This window comes from Leifsonia sp. GW821-FHT13C09 (assembly GCF_058806435.1).
Map to the genome: position 1 here is coordinate 375,506 of NZ_JBXAPS010000003.1, position 25,779 is coordinate 401,284.

The following is a 25,779-nucleotide window of genomic DNA, read 5'->3' on the forward strand; positions in this document are numbered from 1 at the left end:
TCAGGCGGGCGCGCGCAGGGCGAGGGCGAGGATGGTGTCGGCGAGCGCGTCCGGTGGCACCGGCCCGGCGGGGTCGTACCACTCGGTCAGCGAGTTGATCATGCCGAACAGCAGGCGGGCGACGACCCCCGGGTCGGCGTCCACGCGCAGCGAGCCCTCGTCGCGCGCCTCCGCCACCAGCGCCGCGACCGCGTGGTCGAAGGCGCGCCGGCGCTGCAGCGCGGCCCGCTCCACCTCCGTGTTGCCGCGCACCCGAAGCAGCAGCGTGACGTACGGGAGGCGGTCCACCAGCACGAGCACCGCGCCGCGGAGCACCTGCGCGAGCCGCTCGGCGGCGGTTCCGGTGGTCTCCTCGGCCGAGCGCAGCGCGCCCTCCAAGCCGTCGAGCGCCTCGTCCAGCGCGAGCGCGAGCAGTTCGTCCTTGGAGGCGACGTGGTGGTAGATCGCCGACTTGGACAGCCCCAGGCGCTCGGCCAGCATCCCGATCGAGGTCGCATCGTAGCCGTGCTCGTTGAAGGCGGCCACGGCGACCTCGAGGATGCCGCGCTGGTCGTAGCCGGGCCGGCCCCGGCGCAGGGGCTCGGCCGTCCGGGTGTCGGTCACCTGGCAAGTGTGGCATGAACCCACCCGGCTCGCATATACTGAACGAACGATCAGTAAGTAATGATGGGAGCTGGTTCAATGGCGAACACGACGGAGACCGCCGTCCCCACCGATGACGACGCCGCGGGCGAGGCGCTCTTCGAGCAGCTCATCGCGGCGGACTCCCGCATCGAGCCGCGCGACTGGATGCCGGACGCCTACCGGCGCACCCTCATCCGGCAGATGTCGCAGCACGCCCACTCCGAGATCATCGGCATGCAGCCGGAGGCCAACTGGATCAGCCGGGCCCCGAGCCTCAAGCGCAAGGCGATCCTGATGGCCAAGGTGCAGGACGAGGCCGGCCACGGGCTCTACCTCTACTCCGCGACGCAGACGCTCGGCATCACGCGCGACGAGATGACGGAGCAGCTGATCACCGGCGCGGCCAAGTACTCCTCGATCTTCAACTACCCGACCCTGAGCTGGGCCGACATCGGCGCGATCGGCTGGCTGGTCGACGGCGCGGCGATCTGCAACCAGGTGCCGCTCTGCCGCTGCTCGTACGCTCCCTACGGCCGCGCCATGGTCCGCATCTGCAAGGAGGAGTCGTTCCACCAGCGCCAGGGCTTCGAGATCCTGCTGACGCTCATGCGCGGCACCCCGGAGCAGCAGCGGATGGCGCAGGACGCCGTGAACCGCTGGTACTGGCCGTCGCTGATGATGTTCGGGCCGCCGGACGCCGACTCCCCGAACTCCGCGCGCTCGATGGCGTGGAAGATCAAGCGGTTCTCCAACGACGAGCTGCGGCAGCGGTTCGTCGGGATGCTCGTCCCGCAGGCGGAAGCGCTCGGCGTGACGTTCCCCGACCCGGACCTGAAGTGGAACGAGGAGCGCCAGGCGTACGACCTCGGCGAGATCGACTGGAGCGAGCTGCAGCGCGTCATCGCCGGCGAGGGCCCGTGCAACGCGCAGCGGCTGCAGCGCCGCCGCGAGGCGCACGAGGACGGCGCGTGGGTGCGCGAGGCGGCTGCGGCGTATGCGGAGAAGAGGGCGCAGAAGGCTCGCGCTCAGGAGGTCGCGGCATGACCGACAAGCAGCCAATCCCCCACAAGGCGGCCGCCCACGAAGTCTGGCCCCTCTGGGAGGTCTTCGTGCGCGCCTCCCGCGGCCTCAGCCACGTGCACGTCGGCTCGCTGCACGCGCCCGACGAAGAGCTCGCGGTGCGCAACGCCCGCGACCTCTACACCCGGCGCGGCGAGGGCGTCTCGATCTGGGTGGTCCGCTCCGACGCGATCACCACGAGCGACCCGGACGCCAAGGACGCGTTCTTCACGTCGCCCGAGGGCAAGAACTTCCGGCACGCCACGTACTACACGGAGAGCGAAGGGGTGAAGCACCTGTGAGCGAGTCCGCCCACGATCACGGCGACGAGCACGGCCACGTCGAGCTCAGCACCGTGACCCTGTCCGCCGAGTTCGTCGCTGACGAGACGACCGCCTCCCCCGACGTCGCCGAGTACGCGCTGTGGCTCGGCGACGACTCGCTCGTGCTCGCCCAGCGGCTCGGCTGGTGGATCGCCCGCGCGCCCGAGCTGGAGGAGGACGTGGCGCTCGCGAACATCGCCCTCGACCTCCTGGGCCACGCCCGCGCTCTGCTGCGCTACGCCGGCAGCGCCACCGAGCGTTCCGAGGACGATCTGGCCTACTGGCGCGACGAGCAGGACTTCCGCTCTGCGCACCTCGTCGAGCAGCCGAACGGCGACTTCGCGCACACGATCGTGCGGCAGTTCGCGGTCGCGCACTACCTCTTCGAGCTCTACGAGCGCCTGCGCGCCTCCGAGGACCCGGTGCTCGCGGCGATCGCGGGCAAAGCGGTCAAGGAGGTCGCCTACCACTGCGACCACGCCGACCAGTGGGTGCTGCGGCTGGCGCTCGGCACCGACGAGTCCCGGCGGCGCACGCTGACCGCTTTCGACGACCTGTGGCCGTACGTGGCGGAGCTGTTCCGCGACGAGCCGCTGCTGGACCGGCTGGAGGGCGTCGCTCCGCGGCCGTCGACCCTGCGCGACGCCTTCGACGCGGCGATCGCGCCGATCCTGGCGGAGGCCGAGCTGGAGCTCCCGAGCACCTTCACCGCCGCGGGCGGCGGACGCCGGGGCCGGCACTCCGAGTACCTCGGCCCGCTGCTCGCGGAGATGCAGGTGCTCACCCGCTCGCACCCCGGAGCGAGCTGGTGACCGGGCACGCGGCCGAGGCGGGACGGGCCTGGGCGGCCGCCGCCGCGGTGCTCGACCCCGAGGTCCCTGTCCTGAACATCGACGATCTGGGCGTGCTGCGCGCGGTGACCGTGACCGACACCGGGGTGGAGGTCGTGCTCACGCCGACCTACTCCGGCTGCCCGGCGATGGACGCCATCCGCGAGGACGTCGTGCACGCGCTCGCCGCCGAGGGCTTCGGCGACGTGCGGGTCAGCCTGGCGCTCGCCCCGGCCTGGACGACGGACTGGATCAGCGAGCACGGCCGCGCCGCGCTCCGCGACTACGGCATCGCGCCGCCGTCCGGCGCAGGCCCGGTGCGGCTCACGCTCGCGATCAAGTGCCCGCACTGCGGCTCGCTGAAGACCAGGGAGGTCTCCCACTTCGGCTCTACCGCGTGCAAGGCGCTGTTCGTCTGCGACGAGTGCGGCGAGCCGTTCGACCACTTCAAGGCTCTGTGAGGGCCCGCTGATGGCGCGTGCGCGATTCCACACGCTCGCGGTCGCCGAGGTGCGACCGCTGACCGCCGCGAGCGTCGAGGTGACCTTCGCGGTCCCCGACGACCTCCACGGCGAGTACGACTACCTGCCCGGGCAGCATGTCGCCCTCCGCGCGACGGTCGGCGGCACGGAGCTGCGGCGCAGCTACTCGATCTGCCGGCCGCCGACACCGGGCCGGATCAGCGTCGCGATCAAGCGCGACCTGGGCGGCGCGTTCTCCACGTGGGCGACCAGCGAGCTGCACGCCGGCGACCGGATCGATGTGATGAGTCCGCAGGGGACGTTCACGATCGACCTCGGAGCTCTGGACGGCGTCCACGTCGCCGGCATCGCCGCAGGCTCCGGCATCACGCCTCTGATGGCGCTGGCCTCCAGCGTGCTGGCGGCGTCGGACACCAGCACGTTCACGCTCGTCTACACGAACCGCACGGCGATCGACGTGATGTTCCTGGAGGAGCTGGCCGACCTCAAGGACCGCTACCCCTCGCGGCTCGCGCTGCACCACGTGCTCTCGCGCGAGCAGCGCTCTGCTCCCCTGCTGTCCGGCCGGATCGACGAGGAGCGGCTGCGCACCATCCTGGACGCGCTGGTGCCGCCGGACACCGTCGACCAGTGGTTCCTGTGCGGGCCGTTCGAGCTGGTGCAGCTCTGCCGCGACGTGCTGGAGACTTACGACGTGCCGCGGCAGAACATCCACTTCGAGCTCTTCACGACCGGCGAGCCGGGCGAGGTCCGCGGCGACGTGGGGCACCCGGTCGTCGTGCATGAGGGCGAGAAGACGGCGGAGATCGAGTTCACCCTCGACGGGCAGACCTCCACGGTGACGACGCCGGTCGACGCGAACGAGTCGGTGCTCAACGCCGCGCTGCGGGTGCGGCCGGACGTGCCGTTCGCCTGCACCGGCGGCGTCTGCGGCACCTGCCGGGCGCGGCTGCTCTCCGGCGACGTGCGGATGACCGAGAACTACGCGCTCGAACCGGAGGAGCTGGAGGCCGGATACGTGCTGACCTGCCAGTCGCACCCGCTCACCGACAAGGTCGCGGTGGACTATGACGTCTGAGGAGGCGCCATGATCGAGGAGGCGCAATGATCGAGCTCGGCATCCAGGACGACGTCGCGCGCGTCACGCTGAACGCCCCCGAGCGGCTGAACGCGCTCGGCCCGGACGACCTGCGGGCGCTCGACGCCGCCTACGCCGAGGCCGAGGCGGCCGGGGTGCGCGCGCTGGTGCTGCGCGGCGAGGGCCGCTCGTTCTGCGCCGGGCGTGACATCTCCGGCGTCGATCCCGCGACGGACGACGTGGCCGGGTACCTCGACGGGCTGGTGACGCCGCTGCTGCGCCGGATGAGCGCCTTCCCCGCGCCGACCTTCGCGGCGGCCCGCGGCGCGGCCCTCGGCGTCGGCCTCGGCCTCCTGGTCGCCACGGACGTCGTCTATGTTGCCGAGGACGCCAAGATCGGCTCGCCGTTCGCCGCACTCGGCGCCGCACTCGACTCGGGAGGCCACTGGCTACTGGTGTCGCGCCTCGGCCCGCACCGGGCGCTCGACCTCATCTACTCGGGGAAGCTGATCTCCGGAGCGGAGGCCGTCGCAGGCGGGCTGTTCAGCCGGGCGCTGGCAGCCGACGAGGCGGAGGCCGCGATCGAGGACGCCGCGGCCGCCGCCGCCCGCGGCGCAACGCAGGCCTTCCTCGCCAGCAAGCGCATCGTCGCGGGCCTGCGCGACGGCTCGCTTGACCTCTGGTCGTCCGTCGCCGCCGAGACGCAGGCTCAGTCGGCCCTCCGCGACACCGCCGACTACCGCGAGGGCTTCGCCGCCTTCCAGCAAAAGCGCCGCCCCACCTTCCACGGCCGCTGAGCCACACGCGAGTACGCGGATAATCGACGTAATCGACTGTTTTCGCATGATTTCTCGCGTACTCGGCGGTTGGTGCGGGGCGGGAGGGCGCGTTACGGAATGTGGCGGCCCACGTGCGAGAGGGGCGCGGCCCGTGCATTCTGGACGGCATGACCCGCCAGATCCGCTTCAACGCTTTCGACATGAACTGCGTCGCCCACCAGTCCTCCGGGATGTGGCGCCACCCCGACGACCAGGCCTGGCGGTACAAGGACCTCACCTACTGGACCGAGCTCGCGAAGCTGCTCGAGCGCGGCACCTTCGACGGGATCTTCATCGCCGACGTGCTCGGCACCTACGACGTCTACGGCGGCAGCAACGAGGCCGCGATCCGGCACGGCGCGCAGGTCCCCGTCAACGACCCGCTCCTCCTGGTCTCGGCGATGGCGCTGGTGACCGAGAACCTCGGCTTCGGCGTCACCGCCGGCACCGCCTACGAGCACCCGTACCCGTTCGCGCGCCGCATGTCGACGCTCGACCACCTGACCAACGGCCGGGTCGGCTGGAACGTCGTCACCGGCTACCTGCCCTCTGCCGCGCGCAACATGGGTCACGACGACCAGCTCCAGCACGACGACCGCTACGACCACGCCGACGAGTACCTGGAGGTGCTCTACAAGCTGTGGGAGGGCTCCTGGGAGGACGACGCCGTCATCCGCGACCGCGAGTCCGGCGTCTTCACCGACCCGGCGAAGGTGCACGAGATCGGTCACAAGGGCAAGCATTTCACCGTGCCCGGCATCCACCTGTCCGAGCCGAGCCCGCAGCGCACGCCCGTGATCTACCAGGCCGGCGCCTCCAAGCGTGGCATCTCCTTCGCGGCCGAGAACGCCGAAGCGATCTTCGTCGCGGCCTCAACCAAGGAGGGCCTGAAGGAGACCGTCGGCAAGCTCCGCGACGCCCTGGAGGCCGCCGGCCGCGACCGCTACGCCGCCCGCATCTACACCCTGCTCACGATCGTCACCGACGAGACCGACGAGAAGGCGCAGGCGAAGTTCGAGGACTACCTGCAGTACACGAACGACGAGGGCGCCCTGGTGTTCATGTCGGGCTGGATGGGCGTGGACCTGTCGAAGTACGACCTGGACGAGCCGATCGGCAACGTCAAGAGCAACGCCATCCAGTCCGCGGTCGCCAACTTCCAGCGACCGAACGCCGGCGGCGGCGAGTGGACCGTGCGCGACATCGGCCGCAACGGCGTCATCGGCGGCCTCGGCCCGTACATCGTGGGCGGCGCGGTCAGCATCGCCGACCAGCTCCAGGAGTGGGTCGAGGAGACCGACGTGGACGGGTTCAACCTGGCCTACGCGATCACGCCCGGCACGTTCGAGGACATCGTCGAGTTCGTCATCCCCGAGCTGCGGAAGCGCGGCGCCTACCCGGAGGCCTACGCCGAGGGGACGCTGCGCAACAAGCTGCACGGCGCCGGCGACCGGCTCCCGGACGACCACCGCGGGGCGAGGTACCGGATCGGCGCGACGGTCGCACAGGCCTGACGCCCGCCGCGCGGCTTCGGGGTAGACGACATCGTCTGTCTCCCCGCGGTCCCGCGCGCGCCGCAGAATGCGCTCACGGCGGTCACGGGCTTCGAAGGTGTCCGCCTACGCGGCGCCCGGCGTGCGGGTAACACGCCCGGCGCCGCGGTCGTCTGTCGGCGGCGCGACTCTCAGTGCGCGACCCCGGCCGCGTTCCTCAGCAACCGCTCGACCGCCGCGCGCGGGATGGGCATCCAGCTCGGCCGGTGCCGCGCCTCGTAGGTGATCTCGTACACCGCCTTGTCGAGCTCGAACGCCGACAGCAGCTCGGCGAAGACCTCCAGGACGTCCCCGGCGACGCTCGCATAGCCCTCCAGGTAGGCCTTCCGCGCGTCCGCCGCCCAGCGGGAGGCGTCGATCGGATCCTCGCGCTGGGCCAGCGAGCCGGCGACGTAGTCGAACGAGCGCAGCATCCCGGCGACGTCGCGCATCGTGGCGTCGGGGAGGGCGCGCTCGGCCAGCGGCCGCAGCGGCTCGCCCTCGAAGTCGATGAACTGCCAGCCGCGCTCGGGCGAGTACAGCACCTGTCCGAGGTGCAGGTCGCCGTGGATGCGCTGCAGCATCGGCAGCGGCGCCGTCGCGGCCGCCTCGTAGACCGACGCGATCGCACCGCGCAGCGACTCCACCTCCGGCACCTCGGTGGTGGTGATGGTGAGCCGCTGGAACATCCCGTCGAGCGCGGCGCGCACGTCGTCCGGCTCGGCTAGCTTGGTCGGCAGCACGCTCGCCAGGAGACGGTGCAGCTCGGCCGTGCCGGCGCCGAGGGCGACAGCGCGGTCGGTGAAGTCCTCCCCCGCCTCGGCCGCGCCGACCGCCAGCTCCCAGCCGTCCTCCGCTCCTGGGACGAAGTCCTGCATCAGCGCCAGCTCTCCGGACGCCGTCGTGCCGTCGGGCGCCGGCCACGATCCGGTCAGCCAGCCGAGCAGCGCCGGCGTACGCTCGGAGCCGCCCGCGGTCAGCGCCGCGAGCGTCGAGATGTCGGGGTTCTCGCCGGCCTGCACCACCCGGAAGACCTTCACGAGAGCCAGCCGGTCGCCCAGCTCGGCGACGATGGAGGTGTTGGACTGCTCCGCCGAGAGCCGCCGGGAGGACAGTACGGGGATGCGCTCGCCGAGCGTGCGGCCGGCCGCGCGCGCATGCTCGCCGTCTGCCGCCCGCGCGCCGGTCATCAGCGCGGCGAGCGCCGCGACGTACGACTCCTCGACCGGCCCGTCGTAGAGGTACCGGCCGCCGGCCTCCCCCACGTAGCCGGCGGGATCGCCGTCCCGCCGCACGCGCGCGACCAGCGGGACCTGGTAGACCCGGGGGGTCCGGGGCGCGTCGTCGCAGAAGAAGTGCGTCGCGATCCGGGATCCGTCGTCCGCGCTCTCCGGCGCGCGCTCCAATTCGAAGGAGCCCAGGAGCCGCAGCCTCGGTTCGAACGCCTTCGTCGAGTACCAGCGCTGGCGGCGCATCCACGAGCCCACCAGCTCCGTCAGTTCCGTCATGCCTGAACCGTACGCCTCTCAGCTGGTTCCGACGATGACCCCTCGCGCCGCGAGGAAGGGGTACGGATCGATTTGCACGCCGTTCACCCGGACTTCGAGGTGGAGGTGGCAGCCGGTGGAGAGCCCGGTCGAGCCGATCTGCGCGATCGGCTGCCCTGCCGCGACGTGCTCGCCGACCCTCACGCCGATCCCGCCGTCGCGGATGTGGCCGTAGGCGGTCTCGACGCCGCCGCCGTGGTCGATGAGGACGAAGTTCCCGTACCCGCCGTTCGGGCCGGCCGCCAGAACGGTGCCTGCCGCGGCGGCGACGATGGTCGTGCCGCAGGCGGCGCCGATGTCGTCGCCCGGGTGGAACGGGGACGTCCCGGCCGGGCGCGACGGGCGCGGGCCGAAGGGGTCGGTCATCGGGCCGTGGACGGGGAGCGTCCACCCGCTCGCGACGGCGGACGGGTCGACGGTCAGCGCCTGCCATCCCATCCCGGCGGTCAGCACGGTGGGGAGCTGGGCGAGCGCGGCGGAGTCGGAGTCGACCTGCGCCTGCGCGTCAGCGACCGCCTGCCTGCTGGCGTCGACGTCGACGCCGGCGAGCGCGGCGGCGGCTTGTTCCGCCTGGCCGTTGAGGCTGGTCGCGGTCTTGGCGTCGGCCGCGGCGTCGCGCAGGGCGGTCACCCGGTCGCTGGAGAGGGAGCGGAGCCGGTCGACGGCGCTGAGCTTCGTGAGGAGGTCGCCGTTCGTCCCGAGCACCGCCGCGAGCGGGTCGGCGCCGAGCCCCTTCCAGCCTGCGGCGCGGATCAGCGCGGTCGCGAACGCGGCGGACGCCTGCGCCTTCTTCTTCGCGGCCTTCGCCTGCGCGGCCAGAGCGTCGGAGGCGGCCTGCGCCTGCGCCTGCTCGCGCTGCACGCCGAGCTCGGCATTGGTGGCGTCGGCCAGCGCCTGCTGGGCGGAGGCCAGGTCGCTGGCGAGCTGGGCCGCCTGCTGCACCTGCGCGATGTCGGACTGCACGGTGCCGCTGAGGGCGGGCGGGATCAGCAGCGGAATGCTGTCCGTCGGGGCGGGAGCCGGGGCCGGTGTCGGCGTCGCCGTGGGTGTGGGTTTCGGCGTCGGCTTCGGGGTCGGCGTCGGCGTCGGGGTCGGCGTCGGGGTGGGTGTCGGCGTCGGCGTCGGCGTGGGTGTCGGCGTCGGCGTGGGTGTCGGCGTCGGGGTCGGCGTGGGTGAGGGTGGCGGCGCGGGTGAATAGTCCGGATCGGGCGTGGGCGTCGGCGTCGCGGTGCCGCAGCCCGGGGCCGGGCACACGTCCGCCGCCGCCGGCAGAGGCGCAAGCACCAGCCCGGTCGCCAGGAGCAGCGCCGCCGCGTGGGCCAGCGTGCGAACTCGATCGCCGCGGCGCGGAGGTTCGCGTCGTGTCAGCAGTCTGTAGCGCGCCAACGCATCCCGCATGATCACGCGGGCCCCCGACGGGCGTCGGGTCGGCCCGTGGTCCGATCCTTTCACCGGGCGGCCCTGCCGGACAATCCCTCGTAGGAGGGTCGGATGCGTCTCTCAGCCTCGGCACGCTACCGTGAAGCATTGTGACCGACACCACCGAGACCATGCGACCCCGTCGTGCCGCACGCAAGTCCGGTTGGAAGGTCCTCCTCCGCGACGTCGTGGTGATCTTCGTCATCGCGGTGCTGGTCTCGTTCCTGATCAAGACGTTCGTCGCGCGTTCGTTCTACATCCCCTCGGGGTCGATGGAGAACACCCTTCAGATCAACGACCGCATCATCGTCAATGAGCTGCAGCCGTCGGTCTTCCCGCTCTCCCGCGGCGACGTCGTCGTGTTCAAGGACCCGGGCGGCTGGCTTCCGGCCGCGGCCCCGCAGACCGGCAACCCGATCCAGCGGGGCGTCGGAGCCGTCCTCGACTTCGTCGGCCTCGGCGCCTCGGACAGCGACCAGCACCTCGTGAAGCGCCTGATCGGCCTCCCGGGCGACCACATCACCTGCTGCAACGCGCTCGGCCAGATGAGCGTCAACGGCGTGCCCCTCAAGGAGCCGTACGTCCTCCTGCCGGCCGGTCAGCAGGCCGTGTCGGGCAAGCCGTTCGATGTGACCGTTCCGGCCGGCAAGATCTGGGTGATGGGCGACAACCGCTACAACTCGGCGGACTCGCGGTACCACACGGACGACCCGACGAAGGGCTTCGTGCCGCTGAGCGACGTGGTCGGGAGAGCGTTCGTGGTGAGCTGGCCGGTCAGCCACTGGCAGTGGCTCAGCAACTACCCCGAGACGTTCTCCGGCACCGAGACCAAGAACAAGTAGGGCGTCAGGCCTGCTCGGACCGCCCGAGGCGCCAGTACCCCATGAAGGCCACACGCCTTCGGTCGATCCCGTGCCCGCGCACGAGCAGCCGGCGGAGCGTCGTGACGACTCCCGCCTCGCCCGCGATCCAGGCATAGAAGCCGCCCGCCGTCTGCCCCGCGCCGTCCCCCTGCCCCGCACTGTCCCCCTGCTCGGGGCTCTCCCACAGGATGTCCGCGTCGGCGTCGACGTCCTCCAGACACTGCGCGCGTCCCGCCGCGGCCGCCGCGACCACGTCGGGGTGTGCGGACAGCCAGCCGGCCACCGCCGGGACGAGAAGGCTGCCGTGCCCGCCGCCGTCCCGCGCCATCCAGGTGACCTCGGCGTTCGGGCCGGTGCGGAGCGGGAGCGCGTCCGCCGCCGTCGGGACCTCGATGAACGCGCGCGCCGTGCGCGTCGACGGCAGCGTCTCCAGGATCGAGGCGATCGCAGGCGCCGCGGTCTCGTCGCCCGCGAGGAGCAGCTCGGTCGCCTCCCCCGGCCGCCAGTCGATGCCGACGCCGGAATGCGGACTGAGCGCGTCGGGCCCGATCACCACGAGCTCGTCGCCCGCAGCAGCATTGGCCAGCCATCGGGCGGCCGGACCGCCGTCGCCGTGCACGACGAAGTCCACGTCGACGCGACGCTCGCGCGGGTCGACGTCGCGCACCGTATAGGTGCGGAACGGGTTGCGCCTGTGCTCGGGCAGCGCACGCCAGCTGCCGTACCAGTCGCCCCCGTCGAGCGGGCTGACGGTGCCGTCGGGCAGCGGGAAGACCAGCTTGATCCGCTGGTCCAGCCGCTCGGCGCCGAAGGTCGCGAAGTCGTCACAGCCGAGACTCACGCGCGTGAAGCCGGGGCTCAGCCTCCGGATCGCCACCACCTCCGCGCGGTACGGCCGGTACGCCGGACGATCCGTCAGCGGCGGGGCGAGCACAGGCACAGCGGTTCCCTTCGGGCCGGGAAGCGGGCGGGGGGATGAGTAAGGTAAGGCTACACTAACCTCCTGAACGGACTGCTGGACGCCCGCGACGGCCGCGCAGTATCGTCGGGCGCGTGACGACCACGCACCACCACCACCCGCTGCTCGGGAGGGACGCGCGCCTCGTCATCCTGATCACCGGCGTGCTCGCGGGCGCCGTGGTCGGCTTCCTGCACATCCTCGACTACGAGCTGGGCAGCGACACCGCGCGCCAGCTGCTGAGCCCCCAGCTCTTCCTCTACGGCCCGGCCGCCGCCGGGGTCGGCTTCGTGAGCGCGGCCGCGCACTACGCCTGGTTCGCGCGCGCCCGGCCGGGCGGGGCGCACGCGTGGCGGCACGTCTGCGCGACGGCGACCACGTTCGCGGTCGCTTACGCCGGCTACACGCTGCTCTGGCTGACCACGCCCGCGACCTACCTCGGGTGGTTCAGCGAGCCGCTCGGCGCCGGGATCGTGGCGGCGGCGGTCGAGATCGTCGCGTACCGCCTCAGCCGGGCGAGCGGAGATGTCGAGCGGCGGCCGCTCCGTTCGACGTCCCAGTGAACCGACCGCCGATTCCGAAAGGACCCACCGCGATGAAGTACATGATGTTCGTGATCACCGACTCCGAGCCGGACGCCGAGACCGACGAGTCCGACGTCGACCTCTGGGTGGACCCGCTCGACGCCAGCGGCAAGCGGATCATCGGGGAGGTGCTCCAGCCGCAGTCCGAGTCCCGCGTCGTCCGCGTGCGCGACGGCAAGCGCTACGTCACCGACGGCCCCTTCACCGAGACCAAGGAGGTGATCTGCGGCTTCGACATCCTGGAGGTCGAGGACCTGGACGAGGCGATCGAGATCGCGTCCCGGCACCCGATGGCACGCAATGGCCAGCTGGAACTGCGGCCGTTCATGGTCTGGGAGTGAGGGGGCCTCCCCCTAGACTCGGCGCATGGCCGTCGTCCCGCTGCTGATCCTCGTCCTCTTCGTCGTCGCGCTGGTCGACATCATCCTGCGCGACAGCAGCCAGGTGAAGCACCTGCCGAAGGTGGCCTGGATCTTCATCGTGATCCTGCTCCCGCTGATCGGCGGGATCCTGTGGTTCGCGATCGGGCGCGAGTACGCCGGCACGGCCAACCGCCGGCCCCGCGGCACGTTCGTCGTGCGCGAGGAGCCGGCGGTGGCGCCGCGCCCGTCGTCGACGGAGGAGCAGTTGGCCGCGCTCGAACGCGAGATCGCGGACGACCGCATCCGCCGGCTGGAGGCCGAGCTGCGCGAACGCCGCGACCCCGACCCCGCCTGACCTCCGTCAGTACTCGGTGTGGCCGAGGCGTGGCTCGGAGACGAACTCAGCGACCGCGTCGGCGGCGGACTCCAGCTCCAGGATCACCAGCTCGTTCCGCCCGGCGCGGGTGACCGGCGCGGGGACGTGCAACGTCTCCTGGGGGCCGCGGGTCCAGTAGCGGCCGAGGTTGAAGCCGTTGATCCACGCGACGCCCTTGCCCCATCCGGTGGTGTCGAGGAAGAGCGTCCCCGGCTCCTCCAGCTCGAAGGTCGCGCGGGCGAACACCGGCCCGGCCAGCCGCTCCGGCTCCTGCTCCACGGCGGCGCCGCCGGCATCGAGCTCGACGCGCACCGCGTCGAGCGAGGGCAGCCGCAGCGGCAGGACGCTCCAGCGCCGCAGCGCTTCGCCGTTCAGCCGTACCGGGCCGATCAGACCCTTGGGCTCACCGATCCGGGGACCGTAGTCGACGCGGCCCTGATCCTCCACGAGCACGGTCAGCGTCCCACGGCTCGGGGAGAGGGTGATCGCGCTGTCGTGGTGGTCGCGCGCGAGCACGCCGACACGGGCGGAGCCGACGAAGACGTAGGCGCGGTCGCGCACCTCGCCGAACTCCAGGACGGCGGGCTCGGCGGTGTCGATCTCGGTGCGGTAGAGCCCGAAGCCCGCGTAGTGGCCGAGCGCGTCGAAGGTCGGAAGGTCGTCGGTGTGCCGCCAGTCGCCCAGCTTCGCCTCGATCGCGAACAGCGGGACCGCGTCGAGGAACGGCACACGGAACGCGGGCGCCGCGGCGGCGACGACGGGCTCCTCGGCGGGGACCGGCGCGTGCTTGGCGATCACCTCGCGGAACGCCCAGAACTTCTCGGTCGGCTCCCCTGCCTCGTCGAGCGGGGCGTCGTAGTCGTAGCTCGTGACGATGGGCTGGTAGACGCCCTTGTCGTTGGCGCCGTTGGTGAATCCGAAGTTGGTGCCGCCGTGGAACATGTAGATGTTGACCGACGCGCCGAGCGCGAGCAGCTCGTCCAGGTCGGCCGCGGACTGCTCGACGGAGGTCGTGTGGTGATGCGCACCCCAGTGGTCGAACCAGCCGTCCCAGAACTCCGAGCACATCAGCGGCCCGGTGGGCTGGTGCTCACGCAGCGTGGCGAGCCGTTCGCGCGAGCGGGATCCGAAGGAGGCCGTCTTGAGCAGGCCGGGCAGCGAGCCGTTCTCGAGCATCGCCGGCTCCGGCTGGTCGACCGTGGTGAGTGGGACGGTGATGCCCGCGCCCTCGAACACCTCCACGAGATGCCGCAGGTAGTCCTTGTCATCGCCGTACGCGCCGTACTCGTTCTCCACCTGCACCAGCAGGACCGGGCCGCCCTCGGTCACCTGCAGCGGCCGGACGATCGCGAGCACGCGCTCCAGGAACGCCGTGACGGCCGCGAGGAACACCGGCTCCGAGCGCCGGATGCCGACCGTCGGGTCGGTGAACAGCCACGCGGGCAGTCCGCCGTTGTCCCACTCCGCGCAGATGTAGGGCCCCGGGCGCACGATCGCGTGCATCCCCTCGGCCTGCACCGTGCGCAGGAAGCGCGCCAGGTCGAGCGCGCCCTCCGCGGTCCACTCGCCCGGCCGGGGCTCGTGGGCGTTCCACGGCACGTAGGTCTCGACGGTGTTGAGGCCCATCAGCCGTGCCTTGCGGATGCGGTCGGCCCAGTTGTCGGGGTGGACGCGGAAGTAGTGGATCGCCCCCGACAGGATGCGGTGGGGACGGCCGTCGAGGAGGAAGTCGTCCCCGGCGATCTCGAAGGTGCTCATCTGCTCTCTCCTCCCTCGGGCGCCCGCCGGAGTGCGGCGGACGCCCGAGGGCCGGTGACGGTGTTCGTGCGGTGAACGGGGTTACTTGCCGGTGACCGTGAAGCCCTGCTGGTTGCCGTAGCTCACCAGCGCCTTCTGCCAGGCCTGCAGGCCGGGGTTCAGGCTGGAGTTCGACGTGTACGACTGGCCGACGGTGTCGCCGTAGATGCTGTTCGCGTAGACCTGGAACGGCAGGTACTGCCAGCCGGTGGAGACGTTCTTCGCGCCGTCGACGAGGACCTCGTTGATCTTCTGGCCGCCGAAGTACTCCGGAGCCTGGGCGAGGAAGTCGGACGAGTTCAGGTCCTTCGTCGTGGACGGGAAGCCGCCGGACTGCAGGAACACCTTGATCGACGCCGGGTCGTTGTTCAGCCACTTGAGGAAGCCCGCGGCGAGCGCCTGGTTCTTGGACTGCTTGAGCACGACCTGCGCGCCGCCGCCGTTCTCGGCGTTGGTCGGGGTGCCGTCGTAGGTCGGGATCGGCGCGACCCGCCACTGGCCGGAGCCGTCCTTCACCGAGGACTCCAGCACGCCGGGCATCCAGGCGCCGGTGACCAGCGTCGCGATCGAGCCGTTGCCGAGCGCCTTGAACCAGTCGTCGCTCCAGCCGGGGACGGTGGAGAGCAGCTTGCCCTGCACCAGCTTGTCCCAGGTGCCTGTCCACTTCTTGGAGCCGTCGTCCTGCAGGTTGATCGACACCTTGGTGCCGTTCACCTGGAACGGCCGGCCGCCGGCCTGCCAGATCATCGAGGTGGTGAAGCCGGAGTCGCCCGAGTCGCTGGTGATGTAGGCGTTCGGGTCGGCGGCGTGCAGCTTCTGCGCGTCGGCGACGTACTCGTCCCAGGTCTTCGGCACGGTCAGGCCGTACTTGTCGAAGACCGTCTTGTTGTAGAACATCGCCATCGGGCCGCTGTCCTGCGGGAGGCCCACGAGCTTGCCGCCGACGTTGACCGAGCCCCACGGGCCGGGCGTGTAGTCGCTCTTCAGCGAGTCGAAGCCGTACTGCTTCAGGTCGACGAGCGCGTCGCCGAGCGCGAACTGCGGGATGGCGTAGTACTCGACCTGCGCGACGTCGGGCGCACCGGAGCCGGCCTTGATCGCGTTCTGCAGCTTCGTGTACTCGGTGGTGTTGGTGCCGGCGTTGACGAGCTTGACCTTCACCTTGGGGTAGGCCTTCTCGAACGCTGCGACCTGGGCCTGGGCGGACGGGGTCCACGACCAGTACGTGATCGAGCCGCCCTGCTTGAGGGCCGCGTCGATGTCGGAGGCGCTGCCGCCGGAGGAGCCGGAGCCCGACGAGCACGCGGCGAGCGAGGCGCCGATGACGGCGCTCGCGACGATGGCGGTCGCCACGCGGCGGAGGTTCCGTGAACGCAGGATGCGCTTCATGGTGGTTCCTTTCACTTCCTTGTGTAATGGGAGGGAGGTGCTGTGTTCACTGCTTGACGCTGCCGGCGGCCAGACCCGACTGCCAGTAGCGCTGGAGCACCAGGAACGCGGCCACGATCGGGACGATCGTGACGAGCGATCCGGTGATCACGAGGTTGAAGATCGGCTGGGCGCCGACCCCGGTCGCCTGCGCGCTCCACTGGCTGAGGCCGACCGTGAGGGGGTACCAGGTCGGATCGCTCAGCATGATGAGCGGCAGGAAGTAGTTGTTCCAGGTGGCGACGATCGCGAACAGCGCGACGGTGACGACGCCGGGGGCGAGGAGGCGGAGCGAGATCGTGAAGAAGGTGCGGAACTCGCCGGCGCCGTCCATCCGCGCCGCCTCCAGCAGCTCGGTCGGAATCGCCTCGCTGGCGTAGGTCCAGATCAGGTAGAAGCCGAATGGGCTGATCAGCGAGGGCAGGATGACCGCCCACGGGGTGTTCGTGAGCCCCACCTGGCTGAACATCAGGAAGGTCGGAACCGCCAGAGCCGTGCCGGGCACCGCGATCGCGCCGAGCACGATCGCGAACACCGCCCGCTTGCCCGGGAAGTCGTACTTCGCCATTCCGTAGCCGGCGACCGTCGCGAGCAGCGTGGCCCCGCCCGCGCCGACCACGACGTAGAGGAGGGTGTTGCCCAGCCACTGCAGGAAGATGCCGTCGCGGTAGCTGAACAGCTGCGCGATGTTCTGGAAGAGGTTGAAGTCCTTGCCGAACCAGAGCCCGAACGACGAGTACAGGTCCGGCTGGCTCTTCGTCGCGTTGACGATCAGCCAGACCAGCGGGACGAACGAGTAGATCGTGAAGACGATCATCACGATGGTCAGCACGGCCGACTTGCGGGAGCGGCGGCCGGAGGCCGGAGCGCCGGCGCGAGCGGCGCGGTTGGAGCGGGCGGCGGCGCGGGAGGGCGCCTTGCGCGGACGGTCGGTGAGCGCGGTCATCAGCGGACCTCCTTGCGCGAGCCGCGGAGCTGGACGACGTAGGCGATCACCGCGGTGATGATCCCCATCACGATCGCGACCGTCGCCGCGTAGTTGAACTGCTGGCCGGCGAACGACAGGTTGTAGGCGTACATGTTGGGCGTGAAGTAGCTGCTGATCGCGTTGGGCGCCAGCTGCTTGAGCAGATTCGGCTCGTTGAAGAGCTGGAAGCTGCCGATGATCGAGAAGATCGTCGCGATGACGATCGCGCCGCGCACGGCGGGCAGCTTGATGCTGAACACGGTGCGGAACGCCCCGGCGCCGTCGATCTCGGCCGCTTCGTAGAGCTCACCGGGGATGACGCGCAGCGCCGCGTAGAAGATCAGCATGTTGTAGCCCAGGAACTCCCAGGTCACGATGTTGCCGATCGAGCCGAGGATCCACTGTCCGGCGAGCGGGGCGAGCTGCGTGCCGAGCAGATGGTTGACGCTCGCGGTGAGGCCGAACTGGTCGCCGTAGATGAAGCCCCAGATCAGCGCGGCCACGACGCCGGGGACAGCGTAGGGCAGGAACAGCGCGATGCGGAAGAAGCCCGCGCCGTGCAGCCGGGCCGAGTCGAGTGCGAGGGCCGCGACCAGCGAGAGGACGAGCATGATCGGCACCTGGACGACCAGGAAGAGCGCGACCCGCCCGAAGGACTCCCAGAACTTCCCGTCTTGCAGCAACGCGACGTAGTTGTCGAGACCGACGAAGGCGTTGCCGCCGATGAGCTGCTGCCGGAAGAGGCTGAGGTAGAGAGCGTAGACGACGGGTGCGACGATCATCAGGGCGAACACGACCAGGAACGGGGCCACGAAGGCCCAGCCGCGCCAATCGCGGCGCGGACGGCGCAAGCGCCGGGGCGGTGACGCCGGCGGTACCGTCGGCGTGAGGGACGTCGTTGTCATGGCCTTCCTCGGTGATTCGGTGCTCGCTGCGGCCTGGCGGAAGGGCCCGGCGGTTTCGCAGCGGATGTTTACGTCAACATCTGGTTGCATACCCTAGCATGTTGACGTCAACATGATGCAAGTCCACCAGACAAGTCCACCAGAACGGGGAACCATGACCGAGTCGATCGCCGACCCGGCGCCCGCGCGCCGAGGCGGCCGCACCCGCGGCCCATCGCTCGGCGATGTCGCCGCGCACGCCGGGGTGTCCACGCAGACCGTCTCGCGCGTCGCCAACGGCCTCACCAACGTGGAGGCCGCCACCCGCGACCGGGTCCTGGCCTCCATGCAGGCGCTCGGCTACCGGCCGAACCGCGCGGCGCGGGCGCTGCGCTCCGGGCTGTTCCGCAACATCGGCGTCGTGATGTTCACGCTGTCGTCCTACGGCAACATGCGCACGCTCGACGCGATCGCCGTCTCGGCAGCGACAGCCGGGTACTCGATCACAGTCGTGCCGGTGGAGCGCCCCACCCAGCAGGACGTCAGCGTCGCCTTCACCCGGTTGCTGGAGCAGGCGGTGGACGGCATCATCATCGTGATCGAGGCGCACATCGTCGACCGCGCCGACGTCGAGCTGCCCTCCGGCCTCTCCGTCGTCGTCATCGACTCCACCGAGCGCCCCGACTACCCGCAGGTGGACACCGACCAGGCCGAGGGGGCGCGCCAGGCCACCGAGCACCTGCTGTCGCTCGGCCACGAGACGGTCTGGCACATCTCCGGCCCGGCCGACTCGTACTCGGCCGCGCGCCGTGAGCAGGCCTGGCGGGACACGCTGGAGGCCGCCGGCGCGCCGGTGCCAGAGGTCTTCCGCGGCGACTGGTCGACGACAGCCGGCCACGCCTACGGCCGGGAGATCGCCGCGCGCCCCGAGATCACCGCGGTGTTCGCCGCGAACGACCAGATGGCGCTCGGCGTGCTCCGAGCGCTGCACGAGGCCGGCCGCAGAGTCCCGGAGGACATCAGCGTGGTCGGCTTCGACGACATGGCCGAGTCGGACTCGTTCTGGCCGCCGCTGACCACCATTCACCAGGAGTTCGAGGCCACCGGCCGCCGCGCGGTCGAACTGCTCATCGCCGAGATCGAGGGCCGCCCGGAGCCCGTGCGCTCGTCCGTCCTCCCGACCCGCCTCGTCATCCGCGCCAGCACCGGGCCGGCCCCGGCCTGATCCCCCGGATCACTTCCGCAGCGCGGCCGGCTCGGGCGCGGTGCGCAGGAACTCGTCCCAGGTGAGCCGCCCGCGCCGGGCGCCGGAGCCGGCCAGGTTGGCGTCGGCGCGGTAGGCCGCGCCGACCTTCCCCGGCAGGCCGAACCGCACGAACCGTCGCCGCAGGCCGTGCGCGTCGGCGTACCGGCGCAACAGCTCCTCGGCCTCCAGCACCTCCGGTCCCGCCAGCTCGCCGGCCAGGCCCGCCGGCGCGCCCAGAGCGAGCTCGGCCAGCCGCTCGGCGACCTCCCCGGCGTCCACCGGCTCGAAGCGGATGCGCGGCGCGGGCGCGACGGGAAGCTTCGTCATCCCGGCCGCCATCCGCAGCACGAGCTGGTGGACCTGCGCGGCCCGCAGCACGGTCGACGGCACTGAGGACGCCGCGAAGATCGTCTCCACCAGCGCCTTGGCGCGGAAGTAGCCGATCGGCATCCGGCCCGCGCCGACCACCGAGAGCGTCAGGATGTGCCGCACACCCGCGCGCTCGGCCGCGGCCGTGACGTTCGCCGCCGCGACCTCGTCGCCCTTCGCGGCGCCGGCGAGGTGGACCACCACCACCGCGCCGGTCATCGCAGGGTCGAGCCCCGCCCCCGTCATCACGTCGCCCGCGACGTGCTCCGCCGCTCCCTCCGGCGCGTGCCGGGTCAGCACCCGCACGGCCGCGCCGTGCTCCTCCAGCAGCGGCACCAGCCGCCGTCCGATCGTGCCGGTCCCGCCGGTCACCAGGATCCGTCCGTCCATGTCGCGCCTCCTGTCACATCGAGGCGCACCGCCTCGTCGATAGGGTGACGAGCGGGCGACGGAGGATGTGACATGACCGAGGACGACGAGCGGCTGCTCGACCGGTTCGAGAACGCGCGGCCGCGGCTGCGGGCGATCGCGACCCGGTTGCTGGGCTCGGCCGCCGACGCCGACGACGCCGTGCAGGAGGCCTGGCTCCGCCTCCAGCGGGCCGACGTCGCCGCGATCGAGAACCTCGACGCCTGGCTGACCACCGTCGTCTCCCGGATCTGCCTCGACCAGCTCACGAGCGCCCGGCGCACCCGCGAACGCTCGTGGGAGGTCCTCCCCTGGCACGACGAACCGGTCTCCGACGGGGTCGACCCGGCCGAGCTGGCGGCGCTCGGCGACCGGGTGAGCGCCGCGCTGCTGGTCGTGCTGGAGACGCTCTCGCCCGCCGAACGCCTCGCGTTCGTGCTGCACGACGTGTTCGGCCTGCCGTTCGAGGAGATCGCCGCCGTGCTCGACCGCTCCCCCGACGCCGCGCGCCAGCTCGCCTCCCGTGCCCGCCGCCGGCTCCGGGACGCGCCGCCCGCACGCCCGGCCCGGCGCGAGCAGCGCGACGTGCTCGACGCCTGGCTGCGCGCGGTACGGGAGGGTGACCTGTCGGCGCTGCTGGCGCTCCTGGACGACGGCGCCGTGCTGCACGCCGACTACGGACGGGGGCGGCTGCAGACGCTCGTGGGCGCGGCGGCCATCGCCGAGCAGGCGACCCTCGCCGCCCGCCTGGCGCAGACGTCCGTCCCCGTGCTCGTCGGCGGCGGGCCGGGCGTGGCCGCCGTGGTCGGCGGACGCGTCGTGTCCGTGATGGCGTTCGACATCACGGGCGGCCGCATCGTGGGGCTGGACGTGCTCTTCGACCCGGCACGCCTGGCGGGCGCGCGGGTCTGACCGTCAGCCTCGCTCCACGACCTCGAACCGGTTCCCGTCCGGGTCCGTGGCCTGGAACATCGCCGGGACTCCGGGCCAGCGCAGCAGCTCGCCGACCGCCACCCCGCGACGGGTCAACTCGGCGTGGGTGCTCCCGGCGTCCGCGCTCTCGAACCGGATGCCCGTCTCCACCCCCGCCGGGGCGTCAGCGCTCGCGCCCACGAGCGACACCGACACCGCCGACCCGGGCGGCGCCAGCATGATCCAGCGCCCTCCGGTCGGCAGCGGCGCGTCCACCCGCACCTCGAACCCGAGCACGTCCCGGTAGAAGGCCAGTGCGATGTCCTGGTCCAGCACCGGTATGCCGATGGTGTTCACCCCGATGATCCCTGCGTCCGTCATGGGCGCATCCTCCTCCTGTTACCCCGCCTCTGTCACCGCAGCCAACGGAGGAGATCCACCCTCCGCACCCCCGGATCTCCTCCGCTCACTGCGTTTCCCGGGCGAGTCGGCCCGGAAGTCCTCCGTTAGCGGCTCACGAGTGGCCGCACCTCGATCCCCCCATGCCCCTGCCGAGCCTCCCCAAGCGACGCCGCCAGCGCGACCGCCTCCTCCTGGCTCCCTGCCTCGATCAGGTAGAACCCGCCGACGACCTCCTTGGCCTCCGCGAACGGCCCGTCGGTGGGCCGTGGCTCACCGTCCGGGCCGGTGCGGACCGTCGTCGCCGTGGACGACGCCTGCAGTTCCCCCGCGGCACGGACGTCCGCCTTCTCGCTGAACGCCTGGTGGGCCGCGTCGACCGCGGCACGCCCCTCCGCGTCGAGCGCGTCCCAGCGGCTCTCGTCGCCGTAGATGAGGATCAGGTAGCCGGTCATTTCTCTCCCTTTCGTGGATGCCGAACACCTGGACGTCGAACGGGGCCGGCAGCTTTCGACACCGGGCTGCACTGTCGACACCGGGCTGCACTGTCGACGCCCGGCTATACTGCTGACGTCCGGCCGTCCAACGGCCCGGTGCTCGAAAAATGGGCACGAAGCCGCGCTCGGCGAAGCAGCAGCGCGCGAGACACATACGGATCAGCGCACCCTCCGTTCCCGTCTCGAAAGGCACCGTCATGCCGTCCGTCTCCGCGCACGTCGCCACCACCCTCGCTCGCCACGTCGACCAGGTCTTCGGGGTGATGGGCAACGGCAACGCCCACTTCCTCGACGCCCTCGAGCGGGAGGGCCGGGTGCCCTACACCGCCTTGCGCCACGAGGCCGGCGCCGTCGTCGCCGCCGACGCCTACCACCGCGCCTCCGGACGGCTCGCCGCAGCCACCGCCACCTACGGCGCCGGCTTCACCAACACGCTGACCGCCCTTGCGGAGGCCCGCCAGGCGCACATCCCGCTGGTGCTGGTGGTCGGCGACGAACCGACCTCCGGCCCGCGACCATGGGGCGTCGACCAGATCGCGCTCGCCAGCGCGGTCGGGGCGCGCACCTACACCGTTGGGCGCACCGACGCCGCCGCGACCACGGCCATCGCGGTCGAGCACGCGCTCACCTATCGCGTGCCCACCGTGCTCGCGATCCCCTACGACGTCGCCACCCGGGAGGCCGGCCCGGTCCCCGAAGCGCCGGCGCCCGCCCTCCCTGCGCCGCTCGCCCCCGCCGGCCCGTTCACGCGCGGCGCGATCGCGGACGCCGCTGCCGCACTTGCCGGCGCGGAGCGGCCCTTCCTGCTCGCCGGCCGGGGCGCCTGGATCGCCGGCGCCGGCGACGCGCTCGGCGCCCTCGCCGACGCGACGGGCGCCCTCACCGCGGGCACCGCGCTCGGCCGCGGCGTCTTCCCCGACACCCGCTACGACCTCGGCGTCACCGGCGGCTTCGGCGCGGAGGGAGCGATGGAGGCCGTCCGCTCGGCCGACGTCGCGGTCGTCTTCGGCGCCTCCCTCAACCAGTTCACGATGCGTTTCGGCGAGTTGTTCGCCCCTGGCACGCGCGTCATCCAGGTGGATGTCGCCCCCGCCGCGACCCACCCGAACGTCGGCGCGTACCTGCGCGGCGACGCCCGCCTGGTCGCCGAGGCGCTGGTGGAGGAGCTGCGCACACGGGGCGCGGCGCCCTCCGGCTGGCGCGAGTCGGCCGACCTCGCCGCCCTACGCGCGCGTCCCGACGGCGACGGCCTGGCCGCGGACGGGCGCCTCGACCCGCGCACGGCCGCGGCGCGCATCGCCGAGCTGCTTCCGGAGGACCGCGTCGTCGTCTCCGACGGCGGCCACTTCATCGGCTGGGCGAACATGTACTGGCCGGTCGCCTCCCCCGACCGGATGATCATGGTCGGCACCGCCTACCAGTCGATCGGCCTCGGCTTCCCGAGCGTCCCCGGCGCCGCGCTCGCGCACCCGGAGTCCACCATCGTGCTCACGACCGGCGACGGCGGAGGTCTGATGGCGCTGGCCGACCTGGAGTCCGCGGTGCGGGTGGCGGGAGGCCGCGGCCTGTGCGTGGTCTGGAACGACGCCGCCTACGGCGCGGAGGTCAACCTCTATGGACTGAAGGGCCTCGCCGAGGGCCCGATGCGCATCCCGGAGGTCGACTTCGCCGGCCTGGGCGCCGCGGTGGGAGCCGAGGGCGTCGTGGTGCGAACGCCGGAGGACCTGGAGGCGCTGGCCCGCTGGACGACGCGCCCGGCCGCCGAACGGCCGTTCCTGATGCTCGACCTGCGGATCTCGGGGGATGTGGTCGCGCCGTATCAGGAGGAGATCATCCGGGTGAACTCGTGAATCGCGGGTGACTCCCGCCGTGGCGCACTGACCGATCCACGGCAATGGCCGATAGTGACTGACGTACCTCCCTTCGCCGTTCCGTCGTAAGTCGTCAGGAGTGCCATGCCCGAGTCAGCGTCCCGCCCCGCGCGCCACCGGGCGACCGGTCACCGAGTCCGGGCGGCCGTTCGCCGGCTGCTCGGGCAGTTCCGCCCCGGGCGCCGCACCGCGCACCGGCGGCAGGCCGTCGTCGCAGCGCTGGCCGTCGCGGGTCTCCTCAGCGCCGGCGCCGTCGCGACCTCCGGGGCGCTGGCCGCCGTGACGCCGCGTGTGGACGTGACCTGGACGACCGCGAACTCGTGGACCACCGGCTTCCAGTCGGCCGTCACGGTCGCCAATGGCACGAGCACCACCCTGAAGCCGTGGCAGGTGCGGTTCGCCTTCCCGCACACGCTGGTCAGCATCTGGTCGGCGGTCGCCACGGCCTCCCCCGCCGGAACGCTCACCGTCGGCCCCCCGTCGTGGGCGACGAGCCTGGCTCCGGGAGGGTCGGCCCAGTTCGGCCTGACCGCCACCCGCGCCGGAACCGCGGCGATCGTGCCGACGTCGTGCACGATCGTCGGACTGCCGGCCGGTGCGAGCGTGCCCTGCGCGGTGAACGGCGGAGCGGCGGCCGGCGGGACCACGTCGCCGACGCCCACCATCACACCGACCCCCACACCGACGCCCACGCGGACGCAGGCTCCCACGCCGTCCGCGACGCCCACCCCCTCTCCGACCCCTGCTCCCGGCGCCGGGCTAGCCGTGACGTGGACCGTCACCTCCGAGTGGAACTCCGGCTTCCAGTCGTCCGTCGCGGTCGTCAACACGTCGAAGACCGCGCTGTCCCCCTGGCGGCTCGCCTTCACGACCGCCGAAGGCGTGGTCACCCTGTGGGACGGCACAGCCGCGACCACGAGCGACGGGTTCAGCGTGACGGCGCCGTCCTACGCGAGCACGCTCGCAGCCGGAGCGACCGCGACCTTCGGCCTCACCTCCACGAAGGCGGCGGGAGCCCCTCTGGCGCCGACCGCCTGCCGGGTGCTGGGAGCGAGCCTTCCGTGCTCCATCAACGGAGGCGCGTCCTCAGCGCCGATCCCCTCAGCGCCGACCCCCTCACCGTCGCCCACGCCAACCCCCACCCCCACCCCCACCCCGACCTCCACTCCGACGCCCCCTCCCACCTCCGGCGCCTCCTCCACCCTCCTCGTCGCCCCCTACGTCGACATGGGCCTCTGGCCCACCGCCGACCTCGCCTCGTTCGCGTCGTCGGCCGGCGTGCGCGCCGTCACCGCGGCCTTCATCGTCGCCGACCGCACCAGCGCGTGCTCCCCCACCTGGGCCGGTTACACCGCGTACACGATCGGCGGCAGCCAGGACTTCCAGGCGGACGTCCGGGCCTTCCAGGCTCAGGGCGGCCGGGTCGTGGCCTCCTTCGGCGGCGCGGCCAACGACGAGCTCGCCCGGGTCTGCACCGACCCCGCCCAGCTGCTCGCGGCGTACAGCACCGTGGTGTCGCGGTTCTCGCTCGACCGCGTGGACTTCGACATCGAGGGTGCCGACGTCTCCGACTCCGTCTCGAACCTCCGCCGCGCGACGGCGGTCGCCGCCCTCCAGCGCCAGCGCGCCGCGGCCGGCCACCCGCTGCAAGTCTCGCTCACGCTGCCCGTGATGCCGTACGGCCTCCTCGCCAGCGGTCTGCGCACCGTCTCCGAGTTCACCGCGGCCGGCGTCCAGCTCTCGGCCGTCGACCTGATGACGATGGACTACGGCACCGGCGTGACGAACATGGGACAGGCCGCGATCGACGCCGCCACCGCGACCGCCGGCCAACTGAAGGGCGTCGCCGCCTACGCGTCGTGGACCGACGCCCAGCGCCTCGGCCTGATCGCGATCACCCCGATGTTCGGCCTCAACGACACCGGCGAGCTGTTCACGCTCACCGACGCCACGACCGCGGGGCGTTACGCGAAGGCGAACGGACTCGCCGGCCTCGGCTGGTGGGAGCTCACCCGAGACCAGCCGTGCACGTCGGGCGTCCCGGCATACATGTGCTCGGGGACGGGACAGCCGCGCTGGGCGTACTCGCGAGCCTTCGTAGCCGCGGCGGGATAGCGCTCAGAGTCCCACCGGCGAAGAAGTCAGG

The 25,779-nt window shown here is 72.0% G+C and carries 27 protein-coding genes; 16 read left to right on the forward strand and 11 right to left on the reverse strand.

What is annotated here, in order from left to right; all coding sequences use genetic code 11:
• Positions 1-603, reverse strand: coding sequence for a TetR/AcrR family transcriptional regulator (locus tag AC1ROW_RS13260; RefSeq protein ID WP_493019369.1), 603 nt, complete (start codon positions 601-603; stop codon positions 1-3).
• Between the two features lie 78 nt (positions 604-681).
• Here AC1ROW_RS13260 and paaA point away from each other — a divergent pair, with 78 nt between their 5' ends.
• From paaA to AC1ROW_RS13295, 7 genes are all read left to right on the forward strand, one after another.
• Positions 682-1,668 (forward strand): 1,2-phenylacetyl-CoA epoxidase subunit PaaA, encoded by a 987-nt coding sequence (gene paaA, locus AC1ROW_RS13265; RefSeq protein ID WP_493019370.1) that lies wholly within the window; start codon positions 682-684, stop codon positions 1,666-1,668.
• On the forward strand, positions 1,665-1,985 hold the full coding sequence (gene paaB / locus AC1ROW_RS13270; RefSeq protein WP_493019371.1) for a 1,2-phenylacetyl-CoA epoxidase subunit PaaB: 321 nt from the start codon (positions 1,665-1,667) through the stop codon (positions 1,983-1,985). Before paaA ends, paaB begins: the two co-directional genes overlap by 4 nt.
• Positions 1,982-2,818 (forward strand): 1,2-phenylacetyl-CoA epoxidase subunit PaaC, encoded by an 837-nt coding sequence (paaC, locus tag AC1ROW_RS13275; RefSeq protein WP_493019372.1) that lies wholly within the window; start codon positions 1,982-1,984, stop codon positions 2,816-2,818. The genes paaB and paaC overlap by 4 nt, the downstream gene beginning before the upstream one ends.
• The gene (paaD, locus tag AC1ROW_RS13280; protein ID WP_493019373.1) at positions 2,815-3,297 is read left to right on the forward strand and encodes a 1,2-phenylacetyl-CoA epoxidase subunit PaaD; all 483 of its coding nucleotides are present in this window, start codon (positions 2,815-2,817) and stop codon (positions 3,295-3,297) included. Before paaC ends, paaD begins: the two co-directional genes overlap by 4 nt.
• A 10-nt stretch (positions 3,298-3,307) precedes the next feature.
• On the forward strand, positions 3,308-4,396 hold the full coding sequence (gene paaE / locus AC1ROW_RS13285; protein WP_493019375.1) for a 1,2-phenylacetyl-CoA epoxidase subunit PaaE: 1,089 nt from the start codon (positions 3,308-3,310) through the stop codon (positions 4,394-4,396).
• A 26-nt stretch (positions 4,397-4,422) separates the two neighbouring features.
• The gene (locus tag AC1ROW_RS13290) at positions 4,423-5,193 is read left to right on the forward strand and encodes an enoyl-CoA hydratase/isomerase family protein (protein ID WP_493019376.1); all 771 of its coding nucleotides are present in this window, start codon (positions 4,423-4,425) and stop codon (positions 5,191-5,193) included.
• A 149-nt stretch (positions 5,194-5,342) separates the two neighbouring features.
• Positions 5,343-6,728, forward strand: a complete 1,386-nt coding sequence (locus AC1ROW_RS13295; RefSeq protein WP_493019377.1) for an LLM class flavin-dependent oxidoreductase — start codon at positions 5,343-5,345, stop codon at positions 6,726-6,728.
• A 170-nt stretch (positions 6,729-6,898) separates the two neighbouring features.
• Here AC1ROW_RS13295 and AC1ROW_RS13300 read toward each other — a convergent pair whose 3' ends face one another.
• Positions 6,899-8,254, reverse strand: a complete 1,356-nt coding sequence (locus AC1ROW_RS13300) for a maltokinase N-terminal cap-like domain-containing protein (RefSeq protein WP_493019378.1) — start codon at positions 8,252-8,254, stop codon at positions 6,899-6,901.
• 18 nt (positions 8,255-8,272) lie between these two features.
• Positions 8,273-9,256, reverse strand: coding sequence for a M23 family metallopeptidase (locus AC1ROW_RS13305; RefSeq protein WP_493019379.1), 984 nt, complete (start codon positions 9,254-9,256; stop codon positions 8,273-8,275).
• Between AC1ROW_RS13305 and AC1ROW_RS13310 the strand changes: the two genes are divergently transcribed.
• Together AC1ROW_RS13310 and lepB are read left to right on the forward strand one after the other, a co-directional pair.
• Positions 9,243-9,491 carry a hypothetical protein gene (locus AC1ROW_RS13310; protein WP_493019380.1) on the forward strand — a complete coding sequence of 83 codons (249 nt, stop codon included), beginning with the start codon at positions 9,243-9,245 and terminating at the stop codon, positions 9,489-9,491. The two genes, AC1ROW_RS13305 and AC1ROW_RS13310, sit on opposite strands and share 14 nt — an antisense overlap.
• A gap of 352 nt (positions 9,492-9,843) precedes the next feature.
• Entirely contained in the window at positions 9,844-10,554 is a 711-nt protein-coding gene (gene lepB / locus AC1ROW_RS13315; RefSeq protein WP_493019462.1) for a signal peptidase I, read from the forward strand.
• Between the two features lie 4 nt (positions 10,555-10,558).
• Here the strand turns inward: lepB and AC1ROW_RS13320 are convergent, their stop codons facing one another.
• On the reverse strand, positions 10,559-11,515 hold the full coding sequence (locus tag AC1ROW_RS13320) for a siderophore-interacting protein (protein WP_493019381.1): 957 nt from the start codon (positions 11,513-11,515) through the stop codon (positions 10,559-10,561).
• A 113-nt stretch (positions 11,516-11,628) separates the two neighbouring features.
• On the opposite strand from AC1ROW_RS13320, the gene AC1ROW_RS13325 reads away from it, so the two are divergent.
• From AC1ROW_RS13325 to AC1ROW_RS13335, 3 genes are read left to right on the forward strand one after another with little or no spacing between them, the layout of a single operon-like run.
• Positions 11,629-12,096: a hypothetical protein gene (locus AC1ROW_RS13325; RefSeq protein ID WP_493019382.1), complete on the forward strand. Its 468-nt coding sequence runs from the start codon at positions 11,629-11,631 to the stop codon at positions 12,094-12,096.
• Between the two features lie 32 nt (positions 12,097-12,128).
• Positions 12,129-12,458 carry a YciI family protein gene (locus tag AC1ROW_RS13330; protein WP_493019383.1) on the forward strand — a complete coding sequence of 110 codons (330 nt, stop codon included), beginning with the start codon at positions 12,129-12,131 and terminating at the stop codon, positions 12,456-12,458.
• 25 nt (positions 12,459-12,483) lie between these two features.
• A complete protein-coding gene (locus AC1ROW_RS13335) occupies positions 12,484-12,834 on the forward strand; it encodes a PLD nuclease N-terminal domain-containing protein (RefSeq protein ID WP_493019384.1) in 351 nt (116 codons plus the stop codon).
• A gap of 6 nt (positions 12,835-12,840) precedes the next feature.
• Here AC1ROW_RS13335 and AC1ROW_RS13340 read toward each other — a convergent pair whose 3' ends face one another.
• The 4 genes from AC1ROW_RS13340 to AC1ROW_RS13355 form a co-directional block, all read right to left on the reverse strand.
• Positions 12,841-14,613: a glycoside hydrolase family 35 protein gene (locus AC1ROW_RS13340; protein WP_493019385.1), complete on the reverse strand. Its 1,773-nt coding sequence runs from the start codon at positions 14,611-14,613 to the stop codon at positions 12,841-12,843.
• 81 nt (positions 14,614-14,694) lie between these two features.
• Positions 14,695-16,041: an ABC transporter substrate-binding protein gene (locus AC1ROW_RS13345; RefSeq protein WP_493019386.1), complete on the reverse strand. Its 1,347-nt coding sequence runs from the start codon at positions 16,039-16,041 to the stop codon at positions 14,695-14,697.
• Between the two features lie 46 nt (positions 16,042-16,087).
• Entirely contained in the window at positions 16,088-17,026 is a 939-nt protein-coding gene (locus AC1ROW_RS13350; protein WP_493019387.1) for a carbohydrate ABC transporter permease, read from the reverse strand.
• Positions 17,026-17,952, reverse strand: a complete 927-nt coding sequence (locus tag AC1ROW_RS13355; RefSeq protein ID WP_493019388.1) for a carbohydrate ABC transporter permease — start codon at positions 17,950-17,952, stop codon at positions 17,026-17,028. The genes AC1ROW_RS13350 and AC1ROW_RS13355 overlap by 1 nt, the downstream gene beginning before the upstream one ends.
• 154 nt (positions 17,953-18,106) lie before the next feature.
• Between AC1ROW_RS13355 and AC1ROW_RS13360 the strand changes: the two genes are divergently transcribed.
• Positions 18,107-19,156 (forward strand): LacI family DNA-binding transcriptional regulator, encoded by a 1,050-nt coding sequence (locus AC1ROW_RS13360; RefSeq protein WP_493019389.1) that lies wholly within the window; start codon positions 18,107-18,109, stop codon positions 19,154-19,156.
• 9 nt (positions 19,157-19,165) lie between these two features.
• On the opposite strand, the gene AC1ROW_RS13365 is transcribed toward AC1ROW_RS13360, so the two are convergent.
• Positions 19,166-19,936: an SDR family oxidoreductase gene (locus AC1ROW_RS13365; protein ID WP_493019390.1), complete on the reverse strand. Its 771-nt coding sequence runs from the start codon at positions 19,934-19,936 to the stop codon at positions 19,166-19,168.
• A 72-nt stretch (positions 19,937-20,008) separates the two neighbouring features.
• Between AC1ROW_RS13365 and AC1ROW_RS13370 the strand changes: the two genes are divergently transcribed.
• Positions 20,009-20,866, forward strand: coding sequence for a sigma-70 family RNA polymerase sigma factor (locus AC1ROW_RS13370; protein WP_493019391.1), 858 nt, complete (start codon positions 20,009-20,011; stop codon positions 20,864-20,866).
• 3 nt (positions 20,867-20,869) lie between these two features.
• On the opposite strand, the gene AC1ROW_RS13375 is transcribed toward AC1ROW_RS13370, so the two are convergent.
• Both AC1ROW_RS13375 and AC1ROW_RS13380 read right to left on the reverse strand, forming a co-directional pair.
• Positions 20,870-21,247, reverse strand: a complete 378-nt coding sequence (locus AC1ROW_RS13375; RefSeq protein WP_493019392.1) for a VOC family protein — start codon at positions 21,245-21,247, stop codon at positions 20,870-20,872.
• Positions 21,248-21,372: 125 nt separating this feature from the next.
• A complete protein-coding gene (locus AC1ROW_RS13380) occupies positions 21,373-21,720 on the reverse strand; it encodes a YciI family protein (RefSeq protein ID WP_493019393.1) in 348 nt (115 codons plus the stop codon).
• Between the two features lie 239 nt (positions 21,721-21,959).
• Between AC1ROW_RS13380 and AC1ROW_RS13385 the strand changes: the two genes are divergently transcribed.
• Together AC1ROW_RS13385 and AC1ROW_RS13390 are read left to right on the forward strand one after the other, a co-directional pair.
• Positions 21,960-23,612 carry a thiamine pyrophosphate-binding protein gene (locus tag AC1ROW_RS13385; protein ID WP_493019394.1) on the forward strand — a complete coding sequence of 551 codons (1,653 nt, stop codon included), beginning with the start codon at positions 21,960-21,962 and terminating at the stop codon, positions 23,610-23,612.
• Between the two features lie 105 nt (positions 23,613-23,717).
• Positions 23,718-25,748, forward strand: coding sequence for a cellulose binding domain-containing protein (locus tag AC1ROW_RS13390; protein WP_493019395.1), 2,031 nt, complete (start codon positions 23,718-23,720; stop codon positions 25,746-25,748).
• Positions 25,749-25,779 lie beyond the last annotated feature (31 nt).